Genomic DNA, 12538 nt, shown 5'->3' with positions numbered 1-12538 from the left:
AGCGACGCTGAGTATGTCCGCTTCCCAAGTTGAACTCAGTGTTCATCGTTCGCCCGAATGAACGCCCCCACGTCCTCCGCCACCCCCGGCGCGAGCGGCAACGCCGGGTCGGCATAGGTGGCCAGGTTGGCGGCGCGCTCGGCGGGGGCGGTTTTCAGGACGTGGTTGACGCCGTCCCACAGTTTCAGCGTCGCCCTGGGGTCGGCGGCGGCCAGGGCCTGGGCGTCGGCGATCCCGACCTGAAGGTCCGTGGTCCCCTGGCCGATGAAGACCGGGCCGTCATAGGCGGCCAGCAGGGCGGCGGGGTCCAGCGGCAGCCAGGAGATCAGATAGGGCTGGACCGAGGGACGGAACAGGGCCGCCAGGGCCGGGGGCGGATCGGCGACGGTGCGGCCGGCCTCCAACTCGGTCAGGGCGGCGAAGGCTGGGGCCTTCAACGGCTCGGGCAGGCCCTTTTCCAGCTGTTCGCGCAGGACCACGCCCGCGGGGCGCCCCGCGCCGGACAGCAGGATCAGGCCGCAGACCTTGTCATTATCAGCGTTTGGGCCGCCCTCGACCGCCTTCAGCGCGACCAGGGCGCCCTCGCTGTGGCCGATCAGCCAGGCGCAGGGCTTGTCGGCGCGACGGGCGGCCTCGGCGGCCCAGGCGCGGGCGTCGGCCACATAGGCGTCAAAGCGCAGATCGGCCTCGGCCGGACCGGCCGCCGCGCTGGCGGCTATGCCACGCTTGTCGATGCGGACCGTGGCGATCCCCTGCGCCGCCAGCCCCTCGGCCAGCAGGCGATAGGTGGAGGCGGAAACGCCCATCGGGCTGTTGCCGTCGCGGTCCGTCGGCCCTGAGCCCGGCAGGATCACGGCGACGGCGGCGGGGCTGTCGGGCGCCGACAGGGTTCCGTGCAGGGGCGCGGGATGTGCGGGCAGGGTCACTTCGCTGGAGACGGGGCCGGCGAGCAGGGCGAGGGCGAGGCTGAACATGGCGGTCTCCTTTGAAGAGGGGGCGTTCAGAAGGGTGGCGGCTCTCGACCGTAGTCCCCTGAGCCGGTGCGGCAAGATGGCCGGGCGTCGATCACCGCCTTGCCATTGCAAACCAGTTGCAGAAGCGCGTATGGAGCCCGCCTTTCTGTTCTTGAGAATATGTTGCAGATCATGGCCCGCCCGATCCGTCTCGCCTGCGCCGTCAGCCTTCTGGCCCTGAGCCTCGCCGCCCCCGCCCTGGCGCAGCAGGGGCCGGCCGCGCCGACCGAGCTGGGCGAGATCGTGGTGACGGGGTCGCAGGTGAATCTGACGGCGCCGGCGGCGGGCGGTCAGGTGGCGCGGGGCGGCCGGGTCGGGCTGTTGGGCAATCTGGACATGATGGACACGCCCTTCTCCACCACCAGCTACACCGAAAAACTGGCGCGGGATCAGCAGGCGCGCGGGATCGGCGACGTGTTGCAGAACGATCCGACGGTGCGGGTGACCAAGGGCTTCGGCAACTTCCAGGAACTGTATGTGATCCGGGGCTTCCCGGTCTATTCGGACGATATGAGCTACAACGGCCTGTACGGCGTTCTGCCGCGCCAGTTCGTGGCGGCCGAGCTGATCGAGCGGGTCGAGGTCTTTCGCGGGGCCAGCGCCTTTCTGAACGGGGCGGCGCCGGGCGGAACCGGGGTGGGCGGCGCCTTCAACCTGACGCCCAAGCGGGCCAATGGACCGCTGACCCGTCTGACGGCGGGCGTGTCCGGCGCCGATGAAATCTACGCCGCGGCCGATCTGGCGCGCCGGTTCGGCGATCAGGATGAATGGGGCGCGCGCCTGAACGTCGCCGGCCGGGGCGGCGAAGCCTCGGTCGAGGACCAGACCAACACCCTGCGCGTGGTGGGCCTGAACCTGGACCGGCGGGGCGAGCGGGCGCGCTTTTCGGCCGATCTGGGCTGGCAGGACCACCGGATCGACGCCCCGCGCCCCAGTGTGACGCCCGGCGCCGCCATCCCCGAGGCGCCGTCCGCCGATCGGAATTTCGCCCAGCGCTGGACCTATACGGATGAGGAACAGCTGTTCGGCGCGGTGCGGGGCGAGGTTGACATCACCGACAGCGTCACCGCCTGGGCCGCCTTCGGCGGGCGACAGGGCGAGGAAGACAACAGCCTGGCCAATCCGCGAGCCGACGCGGCGGGCGCCATCCGGGGCTATCGCTTCGACAATATCCGCAAAGACACGGTCTGGTCCGGCGACGTCGGCCTGCGGGCGGACCTGACCACCGGCCCGGTTGGGCACCGACTGGTCGCCTCGGCCTCTCAGATCCAGTCCAAGTCGAGGAACGCCTGGGCGGGGTCGAACTTTGCGGGTTACAGCTTCGGAACCCTAACCGATCCGGTCCTGTCGCCGGCGCCGGCCATCGCCAGCGTCTCGGGCGACCTGAGTGACCCGAAGGTGACCGAGCGGGTCAAGAACACCAGCGTCGCCGTGGCGGACAGGCTGTCCTTCCTGGACGGCCGCCTGCTGGCGACCGTCGGCGTGCGGTATCAGGAGATCGAGACCAAGTCCTACGCCTATGCCGACGGCGCCTTCGGCTCGGGCTATGCCAGCGAGGCTGCGACCCCGGCCTTCGCCCTGGTCTACAAGCCCAGCGACCGGGTTTCGCTGTACGCCAACTACGCCGAGGCCCTGACGCCCGGCGTCATCGCCCCTGCGGTGGTCAACGGCGTGACCGTGGCGAACGGCGGCGAGGTGCTGTCGCCCTTCCGCGCCGAACAGGCCGAGGTCGGGGCCAAATATGACGCCGGAACCTTCGGCGGCACGCTGAGCGTCTTCAGGACGACCCTGCCCAGCGCCTTCTTCGATCCCGCCTCCCGCCTCTATTCCGACGGCGGCGAACAGGAGAACCGGGGCGTCGAACTGACCGTCTATGGCGAGCCGATCGACGGCCTGCGGCTGATCGGCGGGGCGACCTGGCTGAACGCCGAGGTCAAACGGTCGCTGACGGCGGCGAATGAAGGCAAGTCGGCCATCGGCGTGCCGGACGTCCAGACCAATCTGAACGTCGAATGGGACGTGCCGGGCCTCAGCGGCCTGACGCTGGAGGGGCGGGTGGTCCACACCAGCGCCCAGGCGGCGAATGCGGCCAATACGCTGGAGCTGGACGCCTGGACCCGGTTCGACGCCGGGGTTCGCTACGCCTTCGAGGCCGGCGGGCGTCCTCTGACGGTCCGGGCGCGGGTCGAGAACGTGGCCGACGAGGACCAGTGGGTCGCCGTCGGCGGCTATCCGGGCTCCAACTATCTGACCCTAGGCGCGCCGCGCACCCTGTCCCTGTCGATCTCGGCGGAATTCTGATCGGATGAGGACGCGGACGATCCGCGCCTGGTCGTGGACGCACAAATGGTCGAGCCTGATCTCGACCGTGTTCCTGCTGATGCTGTGCGTCACCGGCCTGCCGCTGGTCTTCACCCATGAGATCGAAGAGGTGCTGCTGGAGCAGGCCTGGACGCCCGCCGCGCCCGACGGGCCGTTGTTGAGCCTGGACGAGGTGCTGGCGGCGGCCCTGGCGCGTCATCCGGGCGAGGTTCCGGCCTTCATGAGCTTCGACGTGGATCGGCCGGTGGTCAACGTCACCAGCGTCGATCCGAACGGCCCGGCCGGTCGCTACAGTTTCGAGCCGATCGACCAGACCAGCGGCGCCGTCGCCCCGCCGGTCGCCGGCCATCCGGTGATGGAGTTCCTGCTCCAGCTGCACACCGACATGTTCCTGGGGCTGCCGGGCATGCTGTTCCTGGGCCTGATGGGGCTGATGCTGATCACGGCTGTGGTGTCGGGGGTGGTGCTGTACGCCCCCTTCATGCGGCGTCTGCCGTTCGGCACGGTGCGGGCGACGAAGTCGGCGCGGACCCGCTGGCTGGACTATCACAACCTTCTGGGCGTCATCACCGCAGCCTGGGTGCTGGTGGTCGGGGCGACGGGGGTGGTCAACACCCTGGCGACGCCGATCCTGGCCTATTGGAAGAATACGGCGCTGAAGGAACTGACCGCAGCCCATGAGGCCCCGGCCTCCGTCGGCGAGCGGGCCTCGCTGGACCTGGCGGTGGAGCGGGCGAAACAGGCCCTGCCGGGCAGGACGCTGCAGTTCATCGCCTTTCCCGGAACCGACTATTCGACCGATCACCACTATGCCGTCTTCTTCCACGGCGACACGCCGCTGACGACCCATCTGACGACCCCGGCCCTGATCGACGCCCGGACCGGCGAACTGACGGCCGTGGCCCCGACGCCCTGGTATGTGAAGGCCCTGTCTTTGTCTCAGCCGCTGCATTTCGGCGACTACGGGGGGCTGGGGCTGAAGATCCTGTGGGCGCTGCTGGACCTGGCGACCATCTTCATCCTGGCGTCCGGCCTCTATCTGTGGCTGGGCAAGGGACGGCGGAAGGCGTCATGAGCCGCAAGGATCGGAGCCTTTGGGCCATCTTCGGCGCGCCGCTTTGGGTGTTCGTGCTCAGCCTGACGGGGCTGATCGGGGCCCTGCTGGAGGACGGCCTCTGGGACGCCGTCTTTTCGGCCCTCTTGGCCTCGACCGTGGTCGTCGCCGTCTGGGCCCTGATCCGGCGCCGACGGTGATCGGCGTCAGATCGAGAAGCTGACGCCGCAGCCGCAGCTTGAGGCGGCGTTGGGATTGCGGACCACGAACTGGGCGCCGGCCAGTTCGTCGACATAGGCGATCTCGGAATTCTTCAGGAAGGGGACCGAGACGGGGTCGATCAGGGCCGTCTGGCCCTGGGCCTCGATCCGCAGATCGTCGTCCTCGGCCGTCTCGACCAGTTCGAACCGGTACTGAAACCCCGAACAGCCGCCTCCGTCCACGGCGACGCGCAGCATCAGGGCCTTGCTTTCGGCCGCGCTGAGCCGGGCCAGACGATCGGCGGCGCTGGCGGCCAGGACGATCCCTTCCGGCGCGCGCGTGGCGACGCTGAAGGCGGGTGTGGACGGTTCTGTGGATTGGACGGTGCTCACAGCTGTCTATATGAGGCGCATGCGGGCGTTCGCAAAGGCCCCGTCCGATCAAAGCCGCTTCAAAGTTGACGACTTGAGCCCGATGACTCTCGCCCCCTACGCCGAACGCGCCGATCTGACCCAGGGCCGTCGCTTCTTCGAACCGCCCAGCCGCACCCGCACCGCCTTCGCCCGCGACCGCGACCGGATCATCCACGCCACGGCCTTTCGTCGCCTGAAGGAGAAGACTCAGGTCTTCGTGGCCCATGAAGGCGACCACTACCGCACCCGCCTGACCCATTCGCTGGAGGTGGCCCAGATCGCCCGGTCTCTGGCCCATGCCCTGCGGCTGGACGACGACCTGGCCGAGACCATCGCCCTGGCCCACGACCTGGGCCATCCGCCGTTCGCCCATGCGGGCGAGGATGAGCTGGTCATCCAGATGGCCGACTACGGGGGCTTCGACCACAATGTTCAGAGTTTCCGCGTCATCACCGAGCTGGAGACCCGCTATCCCCAGTTCGACGGGCTGAACCTGAGCTGGGAGACGGTCGAGGGCGTCATCAAGCACAACGGCCCGGTGTCGCATCGGCTGGACGAAGCGGCCTGGTCGGTGGTGCGTCCCTATCGGACAGGCGGAGAGGCGGGCTGGGACCTGCGGCTGGACGGGTTCGCCTCGCTGGAGGCCCAGTGCGCCGCCATCGCCGATGACATCGCCTATAACAATCACGATGTGGACGACGGGGTGCAGGCCGGGCTGATCACGCTTCAGGATCTGGATCAGGTGCCCCTGATCGGCCCGACCCTGGCCGAGGTGCGGCGCGACTGGCCCGCCATCGACGACCGGATGCTGCGGATCGAGGCGGTGCGGCGGATGATCGGGGTCATGGTCGAGGACGTGCTGGCCGAGACGGCGCGACGGCTGGAGGAGGACCGGATCGGCTCGACCGAGGATGTGCGCCACGCCTCGCGGACCCTGGTGGACTTCTCCCGGTCGATGCACGCGGAGCTGGCGATCCTGCGCAAATTCCTGTTCGAGCGGATGTATCGCCACTACCGCGTCAACCGCACGCGCAGCCAGGCGCGGCGGGTGCTGTCGCAGCTGTTTGAACTGTTCATGGCCGAGCCGGAGGTCATGCCGCCGGAATGGGGCGTGCCGGCCCTGACCGAGGATCGGACCCGCAGGGCGCGCGCCGTCTGTGATTACATCGCCGGCATGACCGACCGCTATGCGATCGAAGTCCACCAGAAATTGTTCAGCCTCGACCTGGCGCTCGATCTGTGATTCGAAAGACGGCGGCGGGGCGTTAAACTAACCGCTCGACGCGCCGATTCGCTGCGTCGGGCAGACGGCGGAGCGACACCATGTCTTTCGATGACGAGAACCGACCCGGCCGAGGCGCCTATACGCCTCCGACCGACGACGACCTGCCGTTCCGCCGCAACACCTATGATCCGCGCGGGGGCGGCCGAAACGTCGGCTCGGGCGGAGGCAAGGCGCCGCCCGTGACCCTGATCGTCAGCGGCGTGGTGCTGCTGGTGCTGATCATCGCCGTCATCTTCTTCTATCGTTCGGGCATGCGGGCCTCGACCGACGCCCCGCCGGCCGTGGGCCAGGCCGTCGGCGAGATGAAGACCGCCGCCCCCCTGGACGCCCAGCCGGTCGATCCGGCCGAGGGCGTGCGGGTCTATCGCGACGAGGCCGAGACCGCCGACGCGCCCGTGACCTTCACCCCGCCGCCCGAGACGCCCCAGCCGCGCCCGGCCGCACCGCCGACCGCCGCGTCGACCGGCCAGGGCTTGCCGCCCGCCGCCGCTGCGCCCCGTCCGACCGCCCCGGCGCCCAAGACCGAGGCGCCGACGCCCGCCGCTCCCGCGCCCACGGCTCCCGCCGCCGCCGGCGGTTCGGCCTCGGTCCAGATCGGCGCCTTCTCCTCGACGGAGATCGCCGACCGGGAATACGCCGCCGTCGCCGGCCGTTTCAGCCAATATGCGTCGGGCGCCGAAAAGCGGGTGACCGAAGTGACCTCGTCCAGCGGTTCGACCCTGTACCGCACCACCTTCACCGGCCTGTCGCGCGAGCGGGCGGTCGCCTTCTGCAACGCCCTGAAGGCCGCCGGACGGGATTGCATCGTTCGGTGACTTCCGCCGCCATCTACGGCTGTGCGGGCCACCGGCTGACGGAGGGTGAACGCGCCTTCTTCGCCGAGACGCGTCCCTGGGGCTTCATCCTGTTCCGGCGCAATATCGACAGCCCGGAACAGGTGCGGGCCCTGACGGACGAGTTGCGCGCGGCCATCGGCGACCCCGAGGCGCCGATCCTGATCGACCAGGAGGGCGGGCGGGTCCAGCGGATGGGGCCGCCGCACTGGCCCAAATACCCGCCGGGCGACGCCTATCTTAAGGCGACGAACGACCCGGCGGACGCGCGCGACCTGGTCCGTCTGGGTGCGCGGCTGATGGCGCACGATCTGCGCGAGGTCGGAATCAATATTGATCTGCTGCCGGTGCTGGACGTGCCCGTGCCCGGCGCCCACGACATCATCGGCGACCGCGCCTATGGCCGCGACCCGCAGACCGTGGCCCTGCTGGGACGGGCGGCGGCGGAGGGTCTGCTGGCGGGCGGGGTCCTGCCCTGCATCAAACACATGCCGGGCCACGGCCGCGCCTTCGCCGACACCCACAAGGATCTGCCGACGGTCCATGCCGATCTCGAGACGCTGGACGCCTGGGACTTCGCCCCGTTCAAGGCCCTGTCCGACATGCCGATCGGCATGACGGCCCATATCGTCTTCAGCGCCATCGACCCCAAACGCCCGGCCACCCAGTCCAAGAGGGCGATCCAGCTGATCCGCGAACGGCTGGGCTTCGGCGGTCTGTTGCTGTCGGACGATCTGGTGATGAACGCCCTGTCCGGATCCTTCACCCAGAGGGCGCACAAGGCGCTGAAGGCGGGATGCGACGTCGTCATCCATTGGAACGGCGATATGGACGAGATGCGGCAGGTCGCCGAGGGCGTCGGTCCGCTGAAGGGCGGGGCGAAACGGCGCGCCGAGGCGGCCCTGGCCCGGATCGTTCGGACGCCGGAGCCGCTGGATCCCGTCGCTGGGCACGAACGCTTCTTCCGCGCAATGGCGGGCAAGACGGACGCGGCTAAAGGACCGGACGTGGGGGAGGCGCAGGCGTGAGCGACGCCTTTCAGCCCAATCTGGATTTCAACGCCGAGGAGGTCGAGGAGCGCGAAGCCTTCGTCGTCGATCTGGACGGCTATGAAGGGCCGCTGCACGTCCTCTTGGCCCTGGCGCGGACGCAGAAGGTCGATCTGCTGAAACTGTCGATCACCCAGCTGGCGGAACAGTATCTGGCCTTCGTTCACGAGGCGCGGCGGCGCAACTTCGCCCTGGCGGCCGATTATCTCGTGATGGCCTCCTGGCTGGCCTATCTGAAGTCCCGGCTGCTGCTGCCCCGCACCGAAAAGGGCAAGGGGGAGGAGCCGCCGGCCGAGGCCATGGCCGCCGCCCTGGCCTTTCGCCTGCAAAAGCTGGAGGCGATGCGCAAGGCGGTCGAACAGCTGATGGCCCGTCCTCAGTTGAAGCGCGACGTCTTCACCCGGGGCGATCCCGAGGCGACGGTGATCGTGCCGTCCGACCGGATCGACGCCAGCCTGTATGAGTTGATGAGCGCCTATGTGACCCAGCGCCGACGTGAGGAGGCGCGACGCTATTCGCCCGGCCAGCGGGTCGAGGCCTTTCCGCTGGAGGCGGCGCGCGACTGGCTGCGCGAGATCATGCCGCGTCTCGCAGACTGGACCCCCCTGGACCAGGTCGCGCCCCGTCCCGGAGACCCTGAGGGCCCCAGCCAGGCCAGCTATACCGCCTCGACCCTGTCGGCCAGTCTGGAGCTGGTGAAGGAGGGGGCCATGGACATTCGCCAGACGGCGCCGTTTGCGGACCTGTATCTGAAGCGGCGGGGCCTGGGGCAGCCGCTGGAGCTGACGCCGTGATGCGTGTTGGCTTTTACACCGTCAAGGCCGTCATCCTAGGGCTTGTCCCTAGGATCCAGAATCCCGGCGCCGGGCATGGGCGCATCTTCGGAGAAACCGGGAGTCTGGATCCTCGCCACAAGGGCGAGGATGACGAACTTTGGGCTAGGGGCGTCGGCGCCGAAAGTCGGGAGTTGGCCCATGTCTGACCTGTCCTTCCAACCCGATGAGGCCGAGATCGAGCGCCGGGTCGAGGCCCTGCTGTTCGCCGCCGCTGGTCCGCTGAGCGCCGCCGAGATCGGGGCGCGCCTCCCCGAAGGCGCCGACGTCGGCCGGGCTCTGTCGGGCCTGCGCGCCCGTTACGAGGGGCGGGGGGTGGAGCTGGACTGTGTGGCCGACCGCTGGCGGTTCCGCACGGCGGCGGACCTGGCCTTCATGATGAGCCAAGAGCGGGAGGAGCCCCGCCGCCTGTCCAAGGCGGCGCTGGAGACCCTGGCCATCATCGCCTACCACCAGCCCGTGACCCGCGCCGAGATCGAGAGCGTGCGCGGCGTCAGCCTGTCCAAGGGCACGCTGGACCTGTTGCTGGAGATGGGGTTCGTGCGTCTGCGAGGGCGGCGGCGGACAGCGGGTCGGCCCGTAACCTACGGCACCGCCGACCGGTTCCTGGAGCATTTCGGCCTGGCCAGCCTGTATGACCTGCCGGGGGTTCAGGAGATGAAGGCCGCCGGGCTTCTGGACCTGTCGGCCCCCGTCGGGTTCGAACTGCCCGACCCCAGTCGTGCGACCGGGGCGGATGAGGAGGAGGCGCCCCTGCTGGACGAAGACAGCCCCGAGTTCGCCCAGGACTTCGTCGGCGAGGAGCGATAGCCGTCGGACGCCGCGCTCAGGCGGTCAGCTGGCGCGGCAGTTTGAAGGTCACGGTCTCACGCGCGCCGGCGTCCTCGGTCACGGTGGCGTCGAACCGTTCGGCGATGGCGTCCACCAGGGCGGCGATCAAAGGCTCGGGCGCCGAGGCGCCGGCGGTGACGCCGACCGTCTGAACCCCGTCGAACCAGTCCCAGTCCACCTGGGAGGCGTCATCGACGAGGCGGGCGTCGCGGGCGCCGGCGCGCATCGCCACCTCGACCAGCCGGGCCGAGTTGGACGAGTTCTTCGATCCGACCACCAGCACCAGTTCGCAGCCCTCGCCCAGCACCTTGACCGCCTCCTGGCGATTGGTGGTGGCGTAGCAGATGTCTTCCTTGTGCGGATCGGGCAGTTCGGGGAAGCGCCGCTTCAGCACCTTCAATATGCCCGCCGTGTCGTCGACCGACAGGGTGGTCTGGGTCGCATAGGCCAGGGGGGCGTCGCCGGGGCGTTCGAAGGCCTCGGCGTCGGCCTCGGTCTCGACCAGGCTGATGGCGCCCTCGGGCAGCTGGCCCATTGTGCCGATCACCTCCGGGTGACCGGCGTGGCCGATCAGGATGATGTGGCGGCCTGCGGCATGATGACGCTCGGCCTCGACGTGGACCTTGGACACCAGGGGACAGGTGGCGTCCAGGAACAGCAGCTCGCGCGACCGCGCCGCCGCCGGCACGGACTTGGGCACCCCGTGGGCCGAGAAGACGACCGGTCGGTCGTCGGGGCATTCGTCCAGTTCCTTGACGAAGACGGCGCCCATGGCCTTCAGCCGCTCGACCACATGGCGGTTATGGACGATCTCGTGGCGCACATAGACGGGGGCGCCGAACTTCTCGATGGCGCGCTCGACGATCTGGATCGCCCGGTCCACCCCCGCACAGAAGCCGCGCGGCGTCGCCAGCCGCACGGCGATCGGGCGGCGTTCGGGCGCGGGGGAGGGGACGTGCATGTTCATGGCCGCCAACCTAATGGTTCGCGGACCATATCGCCATGCGGGGCGAGCGAATCCGCACCTCAAGGCAGCGACGCATCGCCACGGTCGGCTGGTTCTCATTGAAAATCCATTCGGAACAAAGATTTAGACTAAGTTCACGACGCCTTGACCAACCGGCCGCTCACGATTAGTTTCCGCGCCGAATTCAGACCTGCCTCAACACATTGTTCGGGCGCTGAGCGCACAGGCCATGTCCCCAATGTCGGAATCGCGCGAAGAGGCGATCAAACGCCTCCAAGACAGCGCATCCGCGTTGGAGGACAAGACGGCTCAGAAGGCGTCGGAGCACCTCGCGGCTCAGGCGGTGACGAGCCAGGCCTACAAGATCGTCGCCGAACTGCTCGGCGGGGTCTTCCTGGGCTTGGGGCTAGGTTTTGGGGCGGACCGACTGTTCGGGACCAATCCCTGGGGTATCATCGGCGGAGTCCTTCTGGGCTTCGCTCTGTCGATTTACATGGCGCGCCGCACGGCCAACCGGCTGATGGCGCAGGCGAAGGCGAGCGGGGTCGAACCGAAATCGGTCCCCTTCGACGACGAGGAAGACGAGGACCGATAGGCTGATGGCCGATCCGCTTCACCAGTTTAAGATCCAGCCGCTCGTCGATTTCGGCGCGGTGAACCTGCCTGTCTTCGGCCACACCCAGCTGGCGATCACCAATTCCCACGTCGCCATGACGGTCGCCTTCGTGGCCATCGTCCTGTTCCTGCAACTGGTCACCTCGAGCGCCAAGGTGGTGCCGGGACGGTTGCAGACGGCCGGCGAAAGCCTGTTCGACATGATCGACGGGGTGACCGATTCCATCATCGGTCACGAAGGCCGCAAATATTTCCCGTTCGTCTTCAGCCTGTTCCTTCTCGTGCTGGTGATGAACCTGTTGGGCATGTTCCTCAGCTTCACCGCGACTTCGCAGCTGGCCGTGACCGTCACCTTCGCCGCCTTGACCATCTTGCTGGTCATCGGCGTGGGCTTCCTCAAGAACGGCCTGGGCTTCTTCAAACTCTTCTGGCCGGCCAGCGCGCCTCTGGTGCTGCGCCCTGTCGTCGGCGCGATCGAGTTCCTGTCCTTCCTGCTGCGTCCGGTGACCCTGGCTCTTCGTCTGTTCGGCAACATGCTGGGCGGCCACGTGGCGCTGAAGATCTTCGCCGGCTTCGTCGTGGCCCTGGGCGCCGGCGCCTTCGTCGGCGAGGGCCTGGGCCTGTGGGGCCTGCCGATCGCCGCCCTGTCGATGACCATGGTCGTCGCCCTGACCGCCCTCGAATTCCTCGTCGCCTTCCTGCAGGCGTTCGTGTTCGCCGTTCTGGCCAGCATCTATCTCAATGATGTGGTCAACCTGGGTGAAGGCCATTAAGGCCCGGCCCAGTTCGAGAACTCCCTTCTTCCAACCCACCTGACTGAAACAAGGATACTCACCATGGAAGCTGAAGCCGCCAAGTACATCGGCGCCGGCCTGGCCACCCTCGGCATGATCGGCTCGGCCATCGGCGTGGGCAACATCTTCGCCAACTTCCTGAACGGCGCCCTGCGCAATCCGTCGGCCGCCGCCTCGCAAGTCGGCAACCTGTTCGTGGGCGCGGCTCTGGCCGAAGCCCTGGGCATCCTGGCCTTCGTGCTGGGCATCCTGATCCTGAACTCCTGATCTATCCGGGGTTCGGGGCGGCGGCGGCTTCTCGCTGAGGCCGTCGCCGCCTTTCTGCTTT

The 12538-nt window shown here is 68.5% G+C and carries 13 protein-coding genes and 1 pseudogene; 11 read left to right on the top strand and 3 right to left on the bottom strand.

Annotated features, from left to right (window positions below):
- Positions 1 to 35: 35 nt before the first annotated feature.
- Positions 36 to 974, bottom strand: a complete 939-nt coding sequence (locus AC1RKE_RS02490) for an alpha/beta hydrolase (RefSeq protein WP_348684274.1) — start codon at positions 972 to 974, stop codon at positions 36 to 38.
- Between the two features lie 159 nt (positions 975 to 1133).
- Between AC1RKE_RS02490 and AC1RKE_RS02485 the strand changes: the two genes are divergently transcribed.
- The 3 genes and pseudogenes from AC1RKE_RS02485 (at position 1134) to AC1RKE_RS02475 (ending at position 4589) form a co-directional block, all read left to right on the top strand.
- Positions 1134 to 3314 (top strand): TonB-dependent receptor, encoded by a 2181-nt coding sequence (locus AC1RKE_RS02485; protein ID WP_348684273.1) that lies wholly within the window; start codon positions 1134 to 1136, stop codon positions 3312 to 3314.
- A pseudogene (locus tag AC1RKE_RS02480) lies at positions 3224 to 4410 on the top strand (PepSY-associated TM helix domain-containing protein). The gene AC1RKE_RS02485 and the pseudogene AC1RKE_RS02480 overlap by 91 nt, the downstream one beginning before the upstream one ends.
- Complete coding sequence (locus tag AC1RKE_RS02475; RefSeq protein WP_348684272.1) at positions 4407 to 4589, top strand: hypothetical protein; 183 nt, start codon at positions 4407 to 4409, stop codon at positions 4587 to 4589. The pseudogene AC1RKE_RS02480 and the gene AC1RKE_RS02475 overlap by 4 nt, the downstream one beginning before the upstream one ends.
- Before the next feature lie 6 nt (positions 4590 to 4595).
- Here the strand turns inward: AC1RKE_RS02475 and erpA are convergent, their stop codons facing one another.
- Positions 4596 to 4913 (bottom strand): iron-sulfur cluster insertion protein ErpA, encoded by a 318-nt coding sequence (gene erpA / locus AC1RKE_RS02470; protein WP_348684278.1) that lies wholly within the window; start codon positions 4911 to 4913, stop codon positions 4596 to 4598.
- Positions 4914 to 5064: 151 nt separating this feature from the next.
- Between erpA and AC1RKE_RS02465 the strand changes: the two genes are divergently transcribed.
- From AC1RKE_RS02465 to scpB, 5 genes are all read left to right on the top strand, one after another.
- Entirely contained in the window at positions 5065 to 6246 is a 1182-nt protein-coding gene (locus AC1RKE_RS02465; protein WP_395942246.1) for a deoxyguanosinetriphosphate triphosphohydrolase, read from the top strand.
- Positions 6247 to 6326: 80 nt separating this feature from the next.
- A complete protein-coding gene (locus AC1RKE_RS02460) occupies positions 6327 to 7103 on the top strand; it encodes an SPOR domain-containing protein (protein WP_336967761.1) in 777 nt (258 codons plus the stop codon).
- A complete protein-coding gene (gene nagZ, locus AC1RKE_RS02455; RefSeq protein WP_348685166.1) occupies positions 7100 to 8149 on the top strand; it encodes a beta-N-acetylhexosaminidase in 1050 nt (349 codons plus the stop codon). Before AC1RKE_RS02460 ends, nagZ begins: the two co-directional genes overlap by 4 nt.
- On the top strand, positions 8146 to 8964 hold the full coding sequence (locus tag AC1RKE_RS02450; RefSeq protein WP_395942378.1) for a segregation and condensation protein A: 819 nt from the start codon (positions 8146 to 8148) through the stop codon (positions 8962 to 8964). The genes nagZ and AC1RKE_RS02450 overlap by 4 nt, the downstream gene beginning before the upstream one ends.
- A gap of 180 nt (positions 8965 to 9144) precedes the next feature.
- On the top strand, positions 9145 to 9813 hold the full coding sequence (gene scpB / locus AC1RKE_RS02445) for an SMC-Scp complex subunit ScpB (RefSeq protein WP_054766276.1): 669 nt from the start codon (positions 9145 to 9147) through the stop codon (positions 9811 to 9813).
- A 16-nt stretch (positions 9814 to 9829) separates the two neighbouring features.
- Here the strand turns inward: scpB and ispH are convergent, their stop codons facing one another.
- Complete coding sequence (gene ispH / locus AC1RKE_RS02440; protein ID WP_333896441.1) at positions 9830 to 10801, bottom strand: 4-hydroxy-3-methylbut-2-enyl diphosphate reductase; 972 nt, start codon at positions 10799 to 10801, stop codon at positions 9830 to 9832.
- A gap of 238 nt (positions 10802 to 11039) precedes the next feature.
- Here ispH and AC1RKE_RS02435 point away from each other — a divergent pair, with 238 nt between their 5' ends.
- From AC1RKE_RS02435 to AC1RKE_RS02425, 3 genes are all read left to right on the top strand, one after another.
- The gene (locus AC1RKE_RS02435) at positions 11040 to 11396 is read left to right on the top strand and encodes an AtpZ/AtpI family protein (RefSeq protein WP_348683764.1); all 357 of its coding nucleotides are present in this window, start codon (positions 11040 to 11042) and stop codon (positions 11394 to 11396) included.
- 4 nt (positions 11397 to 11400) lie between these two features.
- A complete protein-coding gene (locus AC1RKE_RS02430) occupies positions 11401 to 12189 on the top strand; it encodes a F0F1 ATP synthase subunit A (protein WP_191554316.1) in 789 nt (262 codons plus the stop codon).
- A gap of 63 nt (positions 12190 to 12252) precedes the next feature.
- Positions 12253 to 12477, top strand: a complete 225-nt coding sequence (locus tag AC1RKE_RS02425; protein WP_054766272.1) for a F0F1 ATP synthase subunit C — start codon at positions 12253 to 12255, stop codon at positions 12475 to 12477.
- Positions 12478 to 12538: the final 61 nt, after the last annotated feature.

The sequence above is a fragment of the Brevundimonas sp. GW822-FHT03E11 genome (assembly GCF_058801445.1).
The sequence above is the reverse complement of the archived record's forward strand: the minus strand, read 5'-3'. Positions and strand labels throughout refer to the sequence as shown.

Coding starts and splice junctions, on each gene's coding strand:
- AC1RKE_RS02490 (WP_348684274.1), bottom strand. CDS start 974: ATGTTCAGCCTCGCCCTCGCCCTGCTCGCCGGCCCCGTCTCCAGCGAA.
- AC1RKE_RS02485 (WP_348684273.1), top strand. CDS start 1,134: ATGTTGCAGATCATGGCCCGCCCGATCCGTCTCGCCTGCGCCGTCAGC.
- AC1RKE_RS02475 (WP_348684272.1), top strand. CDS start 4,407: ATGAGCCGCAAGGATCGGAGCCTTTGGGCCATCTTCGGCGCGCCGCTT.
- AC1RKE_RS02465 (WP_395942246.1), top strand. CDS start 5,065: ATGACTCTCGCCCCCTACGCCGAACGCGCCGATCTGACCCAGGGCCGT.
- AC1RKE_RS02460 (WP_336967761.1), top strand. CDS start 6,327: ATGTCTTTCGATGACGAGAACCGACCCGGCCGAGGCGCCTATACGCCT.
- scpB (WP_054766276.1), top strand. CDS start 9,145: ATGTCTGACCTGTCCTTCCAACCCGATGAGGCCGAGATCGAGCGCCGG.
- ispH (WP_333896441.1), bottom strand. CDS start 10,801: ATGAACATGCACGTCCCCTCCCCCGCGCCCGAACGCCGCCCGATCGCC.
- AC1RKE_RS02435 (WP_348683764.1), top strand. CDS start 11,040: ATGTCGGAATCGCGCGAAGAGGCGATCAAACGCCTCCAAGACAGCGCA.
- AC1RKE_RS02430 (WP_191554316.1), top strand. CDS start 11,401: ATGGCCGATCCGCTTCACCAGTTTAAGATCCAGCCGCTCGTCGATTTC.
- AC1RKE_RS02425 (WP_054766272.1), top strand. CDS start 12,253: ATGGAAGCTGAAGCCGCCAAGTACATCGGCGCCGGCCTGGCCACCCTC.